The organism is Humibacillus sp. DSM 29435 (genome assembly GCF_001758225.1).
Taxonomy (GTDB): domain Bacteria; phylum Actinomycetota; class Actinomycetes; order Actinomycetales; family Dermatophilaceae; genus DSM-29435.
In genome coordinates, this window is record NZ_MAST01000001.1 from 60,251 (window position 1) to 74,639 (window position 14,389).

Below are 14,389 nucleotides of genomic sequence, written 5' to 3' on the forward strand. Positions count from 1 at the left end.
CAGCAGACGGGATGCCGTTTCGCTGCCGCCTCACGTGCGGGACCTACCGGTTGGGCGAGTTCAGAGGTCGACAACCTCGTTGTCGCCCTCGACGCGGTTTCCGGTCACCTTGGCCTTGACGAAGTTGGCGAGCTGCACGACCTTGGCGCCGGGGGAGTCCCAGTACTCGGCCGAGTCGGCGTGCACCTTGATGATGATGTTGTTCGGGTTCTCGGGACCGCCCTCGAGCCAGGCCCCGGTGAAGCTGTTCCACAGCTCGCGGAGCTTCGCGTTGTCGTCGACGATCTCGGCCGTGCCCGAAACCGAGACCCAGGTGCCGCTCGAGCTGTACGAGACGTTGACCTTGGCCGGCGACTGGGCGGCGATGTCCTTGGCCTTCTGACTGTCGCGTTCGGCGATGAAGAGCACGTCGCCGTCGAACTCGACCTCCTGGGTACCCATCGGGTGGCTGACCATTGCACCGTTGTGGTCGGTGTGGGTCAGCATCGCAATGCGAACGTCCTTGATCAGCTCGGCGACCTTCGTGGCGCCGTTGTCGTCACTCATGAGCGACCTTCCTCTCGATTCGGGTTCACTGCATCCGTACCCACTGCATCCCTATTCACTGCGCCGGCGCTGTCGACGTCTCGTGCCGGTTCGAGCTGCTCGACCCGCGTACTGGGCATCAGCAGGCCGGTGGCGAGCAGCAGCACGGCCGCGACCACGACGGCGAGGAACACCGCCTCGGAGCCCCGCTCGATCGCGGGCACTGACGTGGCGCCCCCGTTGCGGGCGATGACCGCGTTCGCGACCGCGCCGAAGATCGCCACGCCGACGGCGCTGCCGACCGATCGGCTGAACATGTTTGCCCCGGTGACGACGCCGCGCTCGTGCCATGGCACGGAAGCCTGGGCGGCGATCAGGGTGGGGGTGGCGACCAGGCCGAGCCCCAGCCCGACGACGAAGCACGAGATGGCGACACTGGCGACAGCGGGGGCGGTTGACGTCAGCCACAACGCGACGGCACCGACGAGCGTGATCACCAGGCCGATCAGGGCGGTGGGGCGAAACCCGATGCGGAGATAGAAGCGCCCCGACTGGGAGGCCGAGAGGGGCCACCCGAGGGTGAGGGCCGCGACGGCGAGCCCCGCGACGACCGGTTTGGCGTCGATCGAGCGCTCGAGAAAGGTCGGCACGTACGAGGTGAGCCCGATGAGCACCGCGCCGACGCCGAGCGAGACGGCCAGGGTCGAGACGATGAGGCGTCGGCTCAGCAGCTGAAGCGGCAAAACCGGCTCGGCGGCTCGGCGTTCGACCGTTACGAAGACGGTCATCAGCAGTGCCCCGACCGCGAAGCACCCGATGCTCTGCCAGGAGGTCCAGGCCCACGCCTGCCCACCCTCGAGAACGGCCAGCACGAGCAGGGTGAGCGCGACAGTGAGCAGGATGGCGCCGGCGTAGTCGATGCGGTGACGCACCCGGGTGACCGACTCGGAGTAGTCGCGCGCGAGCAGATAGGCCGCCAGGAAGCACAGCGGAATGTTGACGAAGAAGATCCAGCGCCACGACGTGAACTGAGCGAAGAGACCGCCGAGGGTGGGCCCGACGACCGCCGAGATGGCCCAGACACTGGCGAGGTAGCCCTGCGCCTTGGCGCGCTCAGCGACGGTGTAGATGTCGCCGGCGATGGTGATGGCGACGGGGATGACCGCCCCGGCCCCGAGGCCCTGCACGGCCCGCATCACAATGAGCGAGCCCATGCTCCAGGCGAACCCACAAAGGATTGAGCCCAGCAGGAACAGGCCGATCCCCACGAGGATCACGGGCTTGCGGCCGATGGTGTCGGCGAGCTTCGCGTAGACCGGCACGGAGACCGCCTGCGCCAGCAGGTAGACCGAGAACAGCCAGGGAAACTGGGTGAGCCCCCCGAGGTCGTCGACGATGGTCGGCACGGCCGTGGCCAGAATGGTGGAGTCGAGCGCGATGAGCGAGGTCGACAGCATCAGGGCGATGAGGATGGGTCCGCGGTCGGAGCGGAACCCGACGGTCGTGTTGGTCGACACAGATCTCCGGACGGTCAGGCGTGCGGGTCGAGGACCTGTGGGTCAACACCGTGTCGACGGGTTCATTCCCGCGCGCTCGTGTGGGGCGCTGGGTGTGCCGATCAGGGCTGGGCGACGGCCATCTCGCCGAGCTCTGACCAGTCGGTGCCGGGCACGTTGGCGTTGATGATCTTCGGGGTGGCCACGAGGTAGGTCGGCAGGGTCTGGGTGGCGGTCGTGAAGTGCGCCGACTGCACGTGGGCGGCCCCGGCCTGCTCGTCGCGGAAGGCCTCGACGAGCACGTACTCGGTGGAGTCGTCGACGCTGCGCGACCAGTCGAACCAGAGGCAGCCCTCCTCCGACCGGCAGGCCTGGGTGAACTCCTGAGAGAGCTGTGGCCAGTCGTCGGCGTGCTCGGGCTTGATGCGGAACTTGGCGGTGATGAAGATCATCGGGCTCACGACTCTCTGGTGGGGCGGGCAGGTGCAGGCAGGGCAGGCAGGTGCCGGCAGGGCAGGCAGGTGCAGGGCAAGGTCCATGGTGTCAGGCACCGCCGTCAACGGGAATGGCCGGGCAGACAAGCGGGTTGGCGCAGGGGTGACGACCTCCACCGGCCCGCTGCTGTTCCAGCCCCTGACGCTGCGCCAGACGACCTTCCGCAACCGCATCTGGGTCGCGCCGATGTGCCAGTACTCGGTGCCCGAGCAGAACGGCATCCCGACCGACTGGCACCTCGTGCACCTCGGCGCCCGCGCCCAGGGCGGCTTCGGGCTGGTGCTGACCGAGGCCACTGCGGTCGTGCCCGAGGGCCGGATCAGCCCGCAGGACACCGGCCTCTGGAACGACGAGCAGACTCAGGCCTGGTCGCGCATCACGGCGTTCATCGCGGGCCAGGGGGCCCGGTCGGGCGTCCAGCTGGCCCACGCCGGTCGGAAGGCCTCGACCCACCGCGGGTTCCCGGGCGAACCCACCGGGCCGGCGCCTGCGTCCGACGGAGGCTGGGAGCCGGTGGGACCATCGCCGGTCGCCTTCACCGGTCTCGTCACCCCGCACGAGATGTCGGCCGCCGACCTCGACGACACGGTCGAGGCGTTCGCCGCTGCCACCCGTCGGGCGCTGACCGCCGGCTTCGACGTGGTGGAGCTGCACGCTGCCCACGGCTACCTGCTCCACCAGTTCCTCTCCCCATTGTCGAACACGCGTACCGACGCCCACGGGGGAGACTTCGACGGGCGGGTCGCTTTTCCCCTGCGGGTGGTCGACGCGGTTCGTGACGCCTGGCCGAGCGACCGACCCCTGTTCGTGCGGTTGTCGGCGACGGACTGGGCCCCGGGCGGCTGGGACCTCGAGCAGACGGTTCGTCTGTCGAGGCTGCTGCGCGAGCACGGTGTCGACCTCGTCGACGTGTCGAGCGGCGGCAACGTGCGGGCCGACATCCCCGTCGGCCCGGGCTACCAGGTGCCGTTCTCGGCCGGGGTGCGCTCGGGAGCCGGGATCGCGACCGGCGCCGTCGGGCTCATCACCGAGCCCGACCAGGCTGAGCAGGTGCTCGCGAACGGTGAGGCGGATGCCGTGCTGCTCGCCCGCGCCGCCCTGCGCGAGCCCGCCTGGCCGCTGCGAGCGGCATCCGAGCTGGGTCTGACGTGGCGCGAGGCGCCGTACCCGCCCGCCTACGTGCGTGGCCGGTGGGACGACGCGCCCACCCGCGCACGGCCCTGACCCACCTCGTTGGTGGGTGGTCGCGCCCGGGCTCGTGGTGCGAGGATCGCGGCATGGCCGATCAGGAGCACTACTCGCGCACCGAGACCACGGGGGCCCGTCTCGACCGTAACTTCGGGGAGCTGCTGCAAGAGCTGCGGGTGGCGCAGACCGGGGTGCAGATCATCTTCGCCTTTCTGCTCTCGGTCCCCTTCCAACAGCGGTTCACCATCCTGACCGACGGGCAGCGTGGCATCTACATCTTCACCCTCGTGGCTGCGGCCCTGAGCGTCATCCTGTTCACCGCTCCCGCTGCGATGCACCGGGTGCTGTTCCGCGAGGGCGTCAAGGACTTCATCGTGCGCTACACGTCGATCCTGCTCTCGGTCGGTCTGGGGACGCTGGGCGTGACGGTGCTCGGAGGTGTCGTGCTCGTGCTCGATGTGCTCGTCGGGCCGGCGGTAGCCTTCTCGACCGGTGCGGCGCTCGCCGCAGTGGCTCTGGCGTTGTGGCTGGGCATCCCGTTCTGGCGGCGGTCGATGACGCCGCCCGGTAAGACCGACCGCGACGTGCTGCCCGACTGACGGTCGGGTCGAAAGCTCACGCCTCGAAGATGCCCGGGTAGGCGTTGAGCGCGGGCTGGCCGCCGAGGTGGGCGTAGAGCACGGTGGCGTCGCGCGGGATGTCGCCCGACGTGACGAGGTCGACCAGGCCGGCCATCGACTTCCCCTCGTAGACGGGGTCGATGATCATCGCCTCGAGCCGCCCCGACAGACGGATCGCGTCGACGGTCGACTGCACCGGGATGCCGTAGAGGTCGCCCGCCCAGCCGTCTCGCACCGTGATCTCGTCGTCGCGCAGGTCGCGCCCCAGCCCGATGAGGGATGCCGTGTGCCGGGCGATCCGCGCCACCTGGGCGCGGGTCTTCTCCAGCGTCGCCGACGCGTCGATGCCGATGACCCGCCGAGGGCGCCCACCGGCATCCTGCAGCGCCGCGAACCCGGCGATCATGCCCGCGTGCGTCGACCCCGTGACGGTGCACACGACGACGGTGTCGAAGAAGACGCCGAGCGCGCGTTCCTGCTCGGCCACCTCGTAGGCCCAGTTCGCGAACCCCAGCCCGCCGAGGCGATGTTCTGAGGCCCCGGCCGGGATGGCGTAGGGCACCCCGCCGCTCGCCTTGACCTCGGCGATGGCCTCCTCCCACGAGCTGCGGATGCCGATGTCGAAGCCCGACGGGTCGAGGCGAACGTCGGCGCCCATGATGCGGCTGAGCAGGATGTTGCCCACCTTGTCGTTGCCGGGGTCGTCCCAGTCGACCCACTTCTCCTGCACGAGTCGGCACTTGAGGCCGAGGTGGGCGGCCACGGCCGCGACCTGCCGGGTGTGGTTGCTCTGGATGCCGCCGATCGACACCAGCGTGTCGGCGCCGGCGGCGAGCGCGTCGGGAACGATGTACTCGAGCTTGCGGGTCTTGTTGCCACCGAAAGCAAGGCCGGAGTTCACGTCTTCGCGCTTGGCCCACACCTGCGCGCCACCGAGATGGGCGGTGAGCCGCTTCAACGGGTGCACGGGGCTGGGGCCGAAGGTGAGGGGGTAACGCTCGAAATCTGCGATCGACATGCGAGGGTCCTTACGCTCATTCGCAACACACCGAGAAACCGCCAACCTAGCGTGGGACACACTGGATCGATGAGTCCCGACACGAAGCGACCGGCGTTCGTGTTGCACGACCACCGCAAGCCGCGGCCGCACTTCGACCTCCGACTGGAGCAGAACGGGGTGCTGCGGTCGTGGGGGGTGCCCCGCGGGTTGCCGACCGTGCCCGGCGCGAACCGGCTGGCCGTTGCCGTGCCCGACCACGACCTGGTTCACCTGACCTACACCGACGACGACAAGCTCATCGCCGACACGGGCTGGTGGGAGCTCGTCGACCGCGACGCACGACGCATCGTCTTCGTGCTGCACGGCCGCGAGGGTTCGAGCCGCTATGCCCTCATCGACACCGGGAGCAACTGGCTGCTCCATCTCACCAAGGAGCAGCCGCCGGCCTGACCGATGCGGCTGGCTCCGCGTGGTCAGACCTTGACCCGGCGTGCCACCATGAAGGGGTCGGTGGATCCGCAGATGAGGAGCAGCCCATGAGCGCCAGCAGCATTCCCGCCTCCGATGTTCCCCCCGGATCGGTGACCGGGTCCGGAGGCTACGCGGTCGGCAACAACGGCGAGTACTTCGCGGTCAGCAGGCGGTGTCGGCACCTCCGGGCAGACCTTGCCAAGGGGAGCATCGACGCCGATGGCTGCCTGGTGTGCCCGTGGCACCAGTCGAAGTACGACGTCAAGACCGGCCAGATGACCCAGGGCCCGCAGGGTGTCTTTGCCAAGATGCCTGGCCTCGATGCCGCCTTCATCGCCCTGACCAAGGCCTGGCCCCTGCGCCGCGGGCGCGTCACCGTCGACGGGGATGAGCTGCAGATCGACTGACGGCGGCGGTCAGTACCGAACCGGTCGGCGCCTCAGGTCGAGGCGGTGCATGACGGGCGTCGAGAGGTTGCCGTGCACGACGACCGACACGAGGATCGTCAGTGCGATGGTCGACCACATCCACCGTTCCTCCGTGAAGGCGTGCTCGCCGCCGGCGTAGGCGAGGTAGTAGAGGCACCCGACGCCGCGTACGCCGAAGAACGACGTGGCGAGGGCCTCGGCGCGGCTGAGGCCACCGGGCAGGCTCTCGTCGCGGCGACGTACGCCGAGGCTGATCCAGCCGGCCAGCGGGCGCACGACGAAGACGAGGGCGAGCGCGATGACGATGCTGCGCCCGTCGACGTGGGCCAGCAGGCCGTTGGTCAGAGCCATGCCGAGCACCAGCAGAATCATCAGGGTCAGCAGCCGCTCGAGGCGCTGAACCACCCCGTGCATGAGGTCGTGGTAGGCGCTGCTTCGCGCGCCGGCGCGGATGGTGACGCCACAGACGAAGACGGCCAAGAAACCGTAGCCACCCACGATCTCGCTGAGGCCGTAGGTGGCCACGAGGGCGGCGATGGCGAGCAGCGGTTCGCCCTGCTCGGCCAGGCGGAGCGAGCGCTGCGTGGCGTTGAAGGCGACCTTGCCGAGCACCCACCCGACGACGAGCCCGACCGCCACGCCGAGGGCGATCTTGCCGACGAGCTCCCACGCCAGCCAGCGGGGGAGCCAGGAGACGACCGAGCCGGATGCCGCCGCCATGCCTGCCGCGCCTGCCGTGCCAGCCGTACCGGCCGCGAGGAAGATGGCCGCGTGCACGAAGGGAAAGGCGGTGCCGTCGTTGAGCCCGGCCTCCGAGGTCAGGGCGAAACGCACGTCGTCCTCCTCGTCGATGGTGGCCTCGTCGAGGGGGTCGTGGTCAGGCGAGCGCTGCACCTTCGGCCCCTCCACCTGCACGTCGCTCGCTAGCACCGGGTCGGTCGGCGAGAGCGCGGAGGCGAGCAGCAGCGCGGCGGCGGGAGCCACCCCCAGGGCGAAGCCGAGCCCCCAGATCGCGGCGATGGTGAGCGGCATCGCGACGGCGAGCAGACGCCACGTCGGTGACCATGACGTCCAGGTGTGCGGATGCCGCAGGTTGATCGGGCGGTCGATGGCCAGGCCCACGCCCATCAAGGCGACGAGCACCGTCAGCTCGGTCACGTGCTGGATCTGGGGCCGGATGGCGATGGGGTCGAGGCTCAGCCCCTCGGGCATCGGCAGCAGCCCGACGCCCATACCGACGACCAGCAGCACCATGGCGGCCGAGACCGCATACCGCTCGAGCAGCGAGGGCAGCACGACCGCGAGCAGCAGGGCGATGCCGGCGATGAGGTAGACGGCGTTGGTCGACACGGTGGTAGGTGTTCCGATCACCCGCAAGCCGGCGGGCACGGCGGGATAGACGAGCAGGCCCCGGTTCGGGCGGGTCACGGGGTGGGCGGCAGACGGCATCCGGCCGAAGGGCCCACGGCCGCAACGTGCGTCAAGACAGCTTTCTTCCCGACCGCGACGAGGTCGGCCTCAGAGGCCACGGCAAGAAGCCCCGGGGCATCCGTCAGGTCTGGGCGATGAGCTCGATCTCGACCTGGGCCTCGAGGGGGAGCCCAGCCACGGCCACCGTGGTGCGGGCGGGATAGGGCTCGGAGAACACCTCGGCGTACACCTCGTTCATGGCGGCGAAGTCGGCAAGGTCGGTCAGGTAGACGTTCACCTTCACGACGTTGTCGAACGTGAGCCCCGCGGCGGTGAGCACCGCCGAGAGGTTGGCGAAGACCCGCTTGGTCTGCGCCACGACGTCGCCTGGACCAGCTTCCCGGTGGTGGGGTCCAGTGGAGTCTGGCCCGACAGGTACACCACCTGTCCGGCCCTGGCGGCGTGGGAGTAGGGACCGACTGCGAGAGGGGCATCCGGGGGCATTCACCGTCTGTCGTAGGTCAGCCATGTTCCGGTTCTCCTTGGTTGCACGTGCTCTGGATCCAAAGGATGGCTCATCCACCACACGAAATCCATCGCAGGAACGCGGTCTGTTCCGCACATCGTCGCCGAGGGAGACGGGTTCTCAGGGACTCAGGTTTACGTATCCGATGGACTCGGAGTGGCACTGACACCCATCCCCGCACTGGGCGCCGAGCGGCACCACGTCGTCGAGCGCATGCTCAGACAGCCGCCGCCACCACCGGGACGCGCACGACCGGAGCGGGCCCCTCAGCCCAGCTCGGCCACCGGGGTGAGCAGGACGCGACCGGCCAGACCCACCGAGCTGGAGAGTGTCGTGAGAAAGTCCTGGCAGAGCGGCTCCACGCCGTCGAGCCGCCACAGCACCCCGGCGTTGACCCACGCCGCGTCACGGGCCCGGCCGATGCTCCAGGCGCCGATGAGGTTGGCCACCGGGCCGGCAACGTCTCGGTCCACCTCGAGGGCGATGCCGTCGAGGAAGGACTGCCGGACCTTCTCCTGAGCCGCAGCGAGCAGGTCGGTCACCCTCTGGTAGTCGTCGTGCACGCCTGCGCTCTCGGGGCCGAGCCCGAGCTGGCGGCAGGCCGCCACGAGCGCGATCGGCAGGTCGTGGTTGATGTGCGCGTTCATCCCGGCGAGGGCGAACTGGATCGGTAGACGGCCACTCTGGTGCCGGGCCTCGAACACCGGGGCCCATGCGCTGCTCGGAGACGGTGCGTCGACGGCCTCGAGATACATCCCGGCGAAGACGATGTCGAGCCTCGTCATGAACTCCGCACTGCCGAAGTAACCCTGCGCGATCCGGTCGCGAACCAGCTCGGTGACCTGCAGGTACATCCCGTTGAACGCCCCGAGGCCGTCGCCCGGCGCCATCGGGAGCGCGATCTGGCGCATCCGCTCGCACACCGCGTCGATCGACTGGAGCTGTCCAGCCGGCGGGGCGTCCGTTCGCAGCCGCGACCGTCCACGAACGACATCGACCAGGCGTGCGAGCCAACCCATTCCTCGACGTTAGCGCTCAGTGCTCGCGTCCGTCCACGGTCGGCTGGTCGGCTACCGGCGTCCGAGAAACGGTCAGTAAAGGTCGAAGAACCGGTCGAGCACCTGGGCCGAGAAGGTGAGGCTCTCGATCGGGACCCGCTCGTCGATGCCGTGGAACAGGGCCCAGAAGTCGAGGTCGGGCGGGAGCAGGAGGGGGTTGAAGCCGAAGCACTCGATGCCAAGGCTCTGCAGGTGGGTCGCGTCGGTGCCTCCGGCCAGCATGTACGGCGCGACGACGGCCGTCTCGTCCTCGGCGGCCAAAGCGCCCTGGGCTGCGGCGAAGAGTGAGGCGCGGCTGCCTCCCGAGCGGGCGGTCAGACCCTGCGTGCGAGCCAGTTCGCGCACCTGCACCTGGTCGCCGAGGGCGGCGTGCAGCTCGCCGAGAAACTCCTCCCACCGGCCCGGCAGGTAGCGGCAGTCGAGCTCGGCCCAGGCTCGGCCGGGGATGACGTTGCTCTGGTAGCCGGCTGCGGTGCGGGTGGGGTGGGCCGTGTGCTGCAGGCTCGAGGCCACGTTGGCGGCCTCCGTGCCGAGCACGCTCAGACCGGCTGCCGGCCGAGACGCGTCGAAGGGGATGCCGGTCAGGTCGCCGACGAGCGTCAGCAGCTGCTCCAGCTCGGGGCTGAGGTGAACGGGAAAGCGATCCATCGTCAAGCGGCCGATCGCTTCGGCGAGGACCCGCACCGGGTTGTCGTCGAGCACCCGAGAGGCATGCGCGGGACGTCCGGTGACCGTGACCTCCATTGCCGCCCAACCCTTTTCGGCAACATGTACGGGATAGAGTCGCTGACCCGCGGGGAGTGGAACGCTCCACCCGCCACCTTCGCCGATGGCGGTGCGCACCCCCTCGAACAGCTCCGGGTGCTCTCGCACGGCCCACTCGGCGCCGAGCGGGCCGGCGTTCTCCTCGTCGGCGAAGAAGGCCAGCATCAGGGGCCGCTTGGGCAGCCGGCGCGTTCGCAGCCGGTCGAGCACGATGGTGACGACCGTGGCCACCATGTTCTTCATGTCGACGGCCCCGCGCCCCCACACGTAGCCGTTCTGCACCTCCCCCGAGAGCGGGTGCACGCTCCACTCGTCGGGCCGCGCCGGAACGACGTCGAGGTGCATCTGCACCAGCAGCGGGTCGAGGCCCAGGTCGGTGCCGGGGACGCGCACGAACAGGTTGGCCCGGCCCGGTTCCGACTCGAGGAGCACGGGGTCGAGCCCGGCGTCGGTGAGCAGGGCAGCGAGGTGCTCGGCAGCCGCCCGCTCTCCGGGGCCACCGATCTGGGTGTCGATGCGGATCAGCGTCGAGAGCAGGTCGGTCACGCCCCCCCAACGCCCCGGCTCGGGGGCGGATCCAGGTTGCGCCGCGCTGGTACCCATGGGCACAGCGGCATCCGTGCTGATGTTGCTGATGGTGGGGTTCACAGGTCGAGCACCAGCCTTTCGCCTCGGCAGCGGCCGACGCAGATCATCATCGTCTCGTTCGCCTCACGTTCGTCGTCGGACAGCAGCGAGTCGCGGTGCTCGGGGGTGCCGGAGAGCACGCGGGTCTCGCAGGTACCGCAGATGCCCTCCTCGCAGGAGGTCTCGGGAAAGATCCCGACCGACTCGAGGGCGCGGACGATGGAGACACCCGGCTCGACGGTGACGGTCAGGCCCGACGCCGCCGCCTCCACCTCGAACGCGGCCTCGGCGCCGCTCGACGCCGCCGGCGCGACCGGCGAGAAGCGTTCCACCACCAGCGAACCGGCCGGCCAGTGGGCGGTCGCGTCCTGCATGGCGGCGAGCAGCGGCTCGGGCCCACAGGCGTAGATCAGCGTGTCGGGCTCGACCTGCTCGAACAGCTCTTGGAGGGGTAGCAGCCCGGCTTCGTCCTGTGGGTGCACGGTCACCTCACCACCGGCGCCGGAGTGTGCGGCGAACTCGTCGAGGAAGGCCATCGACGAGCGCATCCGTCCGCCGTACACCAACGACCAGGGGATGCCGCTCTCGCGGGCGTGGGCGACCATGGCCAGGATCGGTGTGATGCCGATGCCTCCGGCGACGAACCGGTAGCGGCCGGCGGGACGCAGTGAGAAGTTGTTGCGTGGGCCCCGGGCGTCGAGCACCATCCCCGGGTGCAGCTGGGTGTGCACCGCGTGCGAGCCGCCGCGGCCCACCGGTTCGAGCAGCACGGCGATGCGCCACTGGCGCCGGTTGGAGGGAGCGCCACACAGGGAGAACTGCCGCACCAGCGCGCCCCCGAGGTGCAGGTCGAGGTGGGCGCCCGGCTCCCACTCGGGCAGCTCGCCGCCGTCGGCGTTCTCCAGGAGCAAGGACACGACGCCGTCGCTCTCCCAGCGCAGCTGGCGCACGAGCAGCCGCAGCGTGCTGGCCCGGGTGTCATCACCCAGCAGGTCGGTGGTGCGGGGGTTGGTCGAGATGGTCACGGCATTCCTCGTAGGGTCATGGGGCGGTGCTGGTCAGCGCACGGCGCGCAGGAAGGCCTGGGTGCGCCGGTGCTGCGGGTCGGTGATGACGCGGGCGGCGGGCCCCTCCTCGACGACCTGACCGTCGTCGAAGAACACGACACGGTCGGCGACGTCGCGCGCGAAGCTCATCTCGTGGGTGACGACGGCCATGGTCATGCCCGTGGCGGCGAGGTCGCGCATGACGGCAAGCACGTCGCCGACGAGCTCGGGGTCAAGGGCCGAGGTGGGTTCGTCGAAGAGCATGAGCTTCGGCTCCATGCACAGGGCGCGGGCGATGGCCACTCGCTGCTGTTGCCCGCCGGAGAGATGCCGCGGGTAGGCGTGCGTCTTGTCCTGCAGCCCGACCTGCTCGAGCAGGGCAAGAGCGCGCTGCGTGGCTTCGCCCTTCTTCTGGCCCAGGGCCCGGCGCGGGGCCTCGATGAGGTTGTCGAGAACCGTCATGTGCGGGAAGAGGTTGAAGTTCTGGAAGACCATGCCGATGTGGGTGCGGCGGCGGCAGATCTCACGATCGCTCAGCTCGTGCAGCTTGTCGCCGCGTTGGGTGTAGCCGACCACCTCGCCATCGACCCACAGGCGCCCGCCGTCGACGCGCTCGAGGTGGTTGATGCACCGCAGAAAGGTGCTCTTGCCCGAGCCGGACGGGCCGATGAGGCAGACGACCTCGCCGCGACCGACGGTCAGCTCGATGCCCTTGAGCACCTCGTTGCGGCCGTACGACTTGTGCACCCCTTCGGCCCACACCATCGGTGACTCCCCAGGCGAGGCGGGCTGCTCCTGGTTCTTGACCTGGTCGGTGGCGGTCATGAGCTCTTCCTTCCCGACAGGGCGGCATGGGTCGATACGGCGGCCCGCAGCCGCATCAAGGGGGTGGGTGCCAGCGTGCGGTTGCCGCGCGAGAACCGGCGCTCGAGGTAGAACTGCCCCACGCTGAGCACCGAGGTGACAACCAGGTACCAGATGGAGGCCACGACGAGCAGCGGGATGGGCTGGAAGGTGCGGGAGTAGATGGTCTGGGCCGCGTAGAGCAGGTCGGGGACCGCGATCACCGAGACCAGCGAGGTGGTCTTGAGCATGCCGATCGTCTCGTTGCCCGTCGGCGGAATGATGACGCGCATCGCCTGGGGGAGAACCACGCGGCGCATGGTCTGCCCCCGGGTCAGCCCCAGCGCACCGGCCGCCTCCTGCTGCCCGTGGTCGACCGACAGGATGCCGGCCCGCACGATCTCTGACATGTAGGCGGCCTCGTTGAGGCCGAGGCCGAGAATCGCGGCGGCCAGTGGGGTGATGATGGCGTTGGCGTCGAGGTTCACCCCGGGCAGCCCGAAGGTGATCACCGGGTAGAGCGCGGCGAGGTTGAACCAGAGCAGCAGCTGTACGAGCACCGGTGTGCCCCGGAAGAACGCGACGTAGCCGAAGGCGGCCGTGCGGATCACGGGGTTCCCTGACAGGCGCATGACGGCGAGCAGCACCCCGAGCGCGGCACCGACCATCATGCACACCGCGGTCAGCCACACGGTGAGCCACAGGCCCCGACCGATCGACACGTCGCGCAGGTAGGTGTTGACGACGTCCCACTGGAAGCGCTCGTTGCTGACAACGGAGTTCACCATCAGCGCCGCGATGACCAACAGCACTGCCGCTGCGATCCAGCGGCCGATGTGTCGCTGGGGGACGATGGTCAGCTCAGCGGCATCGACCGACAGCTCGGCGGGCCTCTGCGACTCCGGCTGGTCGTCGACGTGCGGTGCAGGCGGGGCCTGGGCACCGGCCCCGGCATCCCCGGTCATTTCACGACCGTGCCGTCCTGGGCGGTGAACACCTGAGCGGGCAGGCTCCACTTCACGCCGAGCTTCTGCAGGGTTCCGTCTTCTGACAGCTCTTTGACGGCCTGGGCAACGGCGGGAGTCAACGGCGAGTTCTTCGCCAGGGCGATGCCGCCATCGGCCGGCTCGAAGTCAGCGCCCGGGGCCAGCTCGAAGGTGCCGTTCGCGAGCTTCCCCTGGTAGGCGAGCGAGACGCTGTCGGCGGCGATGGCATCGACCCGGCCCGAGGTGAGCGCCAGGTTCGCGTCGTTCTGCGAGGGGTAGAGCGTGATGGTCAGCTCGGGCTTGCCGGCCGCCGTGCACTTCTTGCTCAGGGCCGGCATCTGGTTCAGGCCCTGGATCGACCCCTTCTGCGCCGACACCTTCTGCCCGCACAGTGACAGGTCGTCGAGCGACAGCTTCTTCGGGTTGCCCTTGGGTACGGCGACTGCGGTACCGCCGCTGAAATAGACGACGAAGTCGACCGACTTGGAGCGTTCGGGGGTGACGGTGAACGCCGACATACCGGCATCGAACTTGCCGCTGCCCAGGCCGGCCAGGATGGTGTCGAACCCGGTGTTGACGTGCTTGGCCTTGAGCCCGAGCTTGCCTGCGACGGCGTCGGCCAGCTCGACGTCGAAACCGATCATCGTCGTGTTGTCTTTGTCGAAGTACTCGAACGGCGGGTACGTCGCGTCGTGGGCGAAGGCGATCTCACCCTTGTCCTTGATCTTCTGCGGCACCAGTGCGGCGCCGGCGCCCGCCTGCTGGGCGGCCGCTGAAGCCGTGGGTACGGCGGTGCTGCCACCGGCATTCTCGGTGGCCGTGGTGCAGGCGGTGACCGTGAGGGGGACGCAGACGAGCAGGGCGAGGGTGGTCAGGGTGGGTCGGGTCATTCGAGTGGCCTTTCG

General features: G+C 69.5%; 15 protein-coding genes and 1 pseudogene. 4 read left to right on the top strand and 12 right to left on the bottom strand.

What is annotated here, in order from left to right; genetic code table 11:
* Positions 1–60: 60 nt before the first annotated feature.
* From BA895_RS00280 to BA895_RS00290, 3 genes are all read right to left on the bottom strand, one after another.
* Positions 61–546 carry a pyridoxamine 5'-phosphate oxidase family protein gene (locus BA895_RS00280; protein WP_070189898.1) on the bottom strand — a complete coding sequence of 162 codons (486 nt, stop codon included), beginning with the start codon at positions 544–546 and terminating at the stop codon, positions 61–63.
* Positions 543–1,982, bottom strand: a complete 1,440-nt coding sequence (locus tag BA895_RS00285) for an MDR family MFS transporter (RefSeq protein WP_083282879.1) — start codon at positions 1,980–1,982, stop codon at positions 543–545. The genes BA895_RS00280 and BA895_RS00285 overlap by 4 nt, the downstream gene beginning before the upstream one ends.
* Before the next feature lie 161 nt (positions 1,983–2,143).
* The gene (locus BA895_RS00290) at positions 2,144–2,473 is read right to left on the bottom strand and encodes a putative quinol monooxygenase (protein ID WP_070189899.1); all 330 of its coding nucleotides are present in this window, start codon (positions 2,471–2,473) and stop codon (positions 2,144–2,146) included.
* 145 nt (positions 2,474–2,618) lie between these two features.
* On the opposite strand from BA895_RS00290, the gene BA895_RS00295 reads away from it, so the two are divergent.
* The gene (locus tag BA895_RS00295) at positions 2,619–3,740 is read left to right on the top strand and encodes an NADH:flavin oxidoreductase/NADH oxidase (RefSeq protein ID WP_254666265.1); all 1,122 of its coding nucleotides are present in this window, start codon (positions 2,619–2,621) and stop codon (positions 3,738–3,740) included.
* A 53-nt stretch (positions 3,741–3,793) separates the two neighbouring features.
* The gene (locus tag BA895_RS00300; RefSeq protein ID WP_070190220.1) at positions 3,794–4,303 is read left to right on the top strand and encodes a DUF6328 family protein; all 510 of its coding nucleotides are present in this window, start codon (positions 3,794–3,796) and stop codon (positions 4,301–4,303) included.
* A 16-nt stretch (positions 4,304–4,319) separates the two neighbouring features.
* Here the strand turns inward: BA895_RS00300 and BA895_RS00305 are convergent, their stop codons facing one another.
* Positions 4,320–5,342 (bottom strand): 1-aminocyclopropane-1-carboxylate deaminase, encoded by a 1,023-nt coding sequence (locus BA895_RS00305; protein ID WP_070189900.1) that lies wholly within the window; start codon positions 5,340–5,342, stop codon positions 4,320–4,322.
* A 69-nt stretch (positions 5,343–5,411) separates the two neighbouring features.
* On the opposite strand from BA895_RS00305, the gene BA895_RS00310 reads away from it, so the two are divergent.
* Both BA895_RS00310 and BA895_RS00315 read left to right on the top strand, forming a co-directional pair.
* Complete coding sequence (locus tag BA895_RS00310) at positions 5,412–5,774, top strand: DNA polymerase ligase N-terminal domain-containing protein (RefSeq protein ID WP_070189901.1); 363 nt, start codon at positions 5,412–5,414, stop codon at positions 5,772–5,774.
* Positions 5,775–5,860: 86 nt separating this feature from the next.
* Positions 5,861–6,202, top strand: a complete 342-nt coding sequence (locus tag BA895_RS00315) for a Rieske (2Fe-2S) protein (RefSeq protein ID WP_070189902.1) — start codon at positions 5,861–5,863, stop codon at positions 6,200–6,202.
* A 9-nt stretch (positions 6,203–6,211) separates the two neighbouring features.
* Here the strand turns inward: BA895_RS00315 and BA895_RS00320 are convergent, their stop codons facing one another.
* The 8 genes and pseudogenes from BA895_RS00320 to BA895_RS00355 all read right to left on the bottom strand — a co-directional run bounded on the left by BA895_RS00320 (position 6,212) and on the right by BA895_RS00355 (position 14,374).
* The gene (locus tag BA895_RS00320; protein WP_083282824.1) at positions 6,212–7,672 is read right to left on the bottom strand and encodes a sodium:proton antiporter; all 1,461 of its coding nucleotides are present in this window, start codon (positions 7,670–7,672) and stop codon (positions 6,212–6,214) included.
* A 103-nt stretch (positions 7,673–7,775) separates the two neighbouring features.
* A pseudogene (locus tag BA895_RS00325) lies at positions 7,776–8,137 on the bottom strand (Rid family detoxifying hydrolase).
* A 288-nt stretch (positions 8,138–8,425) separates the two neighbouring features.
* Complete coding sequence (locus BA895_RS00330; protein ID WP_083282825.1) at positions 8,426–9,178, bottom strand: DUF5995 family protein; 753 nt, start codon at positions 9,176–9,178, stop codon at positions 8,426–8,428.
* A gap of 72 nt (positions 9,179–9,250) precedes the next feature.
* Positions 9,251–10,630, bottom strand: coding sequence for a M20/M25/M40 family metallo-hydrolase (locus BA895_RS00335; protein WP_139142449.1), 1,380 nt, complete (start codon positions 10,628–10,630; stop codon positions 9,251–9,253).
* Positions 10,627–11,634 carry a PDR/VanB family oxidoreductase gene (locus BA895_RS00340; RefSeq protein WP_175442212.1) on the bottom strand — a complete coding sequence of 336 codons (1,008 nt, stop codon included), beginning with the start codon at positions 11,632–11,634 and terminating at the stop codon, positions 10,627–10,629. Before BA895_RS00340 ends, BA895_RS00335 begins: the two co-directional genes overlap by 4 nt.
* Positions 11,635–11,667: 33 nt before the next feature.
* Entirely contained in the window at positions 11,668–12,480 is an 813-nt protein-coding gene (locus tag BA895_RS00345; RefSeq protein ID WP_070189903.1) for an amino acid ABC transporter ATP-binding protein, read from the bottom strand.
* The gene (locus tag BA895_RS00350; protein WP_083282826.1) at positions 12,477–13,463 is read right to left on the bottom strand and encodes an amino acid ABC transporter permease; all 987 of its coding nucleotides are present in this window, start codon (positions 13,461–13,463) and stop codon (positions 12,477–12,479) included. Before BA895_RS00350 ends, BA895_RS00345 begins: the two co-directional genes overlap by 4 nt.
* Positions 13,460–14,374 (bottom strand): ABC transporter substrate-binding protein, encoded by a 915-nt coding sequence (locus tag BA895_RS00355; RefSeq protein ID WP_070189904.1) that lies wholly within the window; start codon positions 14,372–14,374, stop codon positions 13,460–13,462. Before BA895_RS00355 ends, BA895_RS00350 begins: the two co-directional genes overlap by 4 nt.
* Positions 14,375–14,389: the final 15 nt, after the last annotated feature.

Bases quoted from the DNA above. Each gene is read 5' to 3' on its own strand.
- BA895_RS00285 (WP_083282879.1), bottom strand. From the start codon at position 1,982: ATGCTGTCGACCTCGCTCATCGCGCTCGACTCCACCATTCTGGCCACG.
- BA895_RS00305 (WP_070189900.1), bottom strand. From the start codon at position 5,342: ATGTCGATCGCAGATTTCGAGCGTTACCCCCTCACCTTCGGCCCCAGC.
- BA895_RS00280 (WP_070189898.1), bottom strand. From the start codon at position 546: ATGAGTGACGACAACGGCGCCACGAAGGTCGCCGAGCTGATCAAGGAC.
- BA895_RS00355 (WP_070189904.1), bottom strand. From the start codon at position 14,374: ATGACCCGACCCACCCTGACCACCCTCGCCCTGCTCGTCTGCGTCCCC.
- BA895_RS00300 (WP_070190220.1), top strand. From the start codon at position 3,794: ATGGCCGATCAGGAGCACTACTCGCGCACCGAGACCACGGGGGCCCGT.
- BA895_RS00315 (WP_070189902.1), top strand. From the start codon at position 5,861: ATGAGCGCCAGCAGCATTCCCGCCTCCGATGTTCCCCCCGGATCGGTG.
- BA895_RS00350 (WP_083282826.1), bottom strand. From the start codon at position 13,463: ATGACCGGGGATGCCGGGGCCGGTGCCCAGGCCCCGCCTGCACCGCAC.
- BA895_RS00345 (WP_070189903.1), bottom strand. From the start codon at position 12,480: ATGACCGCCACCGACCAGGTCAAGAACCAGGAGCAGCCCGCCTCGCCT.
- BA895_RS00290 (WP_070189899.1), bottom strand. From the start codon at position 2,473: ATGATCTTCATCACCGCCAAGTTCCGCATCAAGCCCGAGCACGCCGAC.
- BA895_RS00320 (WP_083282824.1), bottom strand. From the start codon at position 7,672: ATGCCGTCTGCCGCCCACCCCGTGACCCGCCCGAACCGGGGCCTGCTC.
- BA895_RS00330 (WP_083282825.1), bottom strand. From the start codon at position 9,178: ATGGGTTGGCTCGCACGCCTGGTCGATGTCGTTCGTGGACGGTCGCGG.
- BA895_RS00310 (WP_070189901.1), top strand. From the start codon at position 5,412: ATGAGTCCCGACACGAAGCGACCGGCGTTCGTGTTGCACGACCACCGC.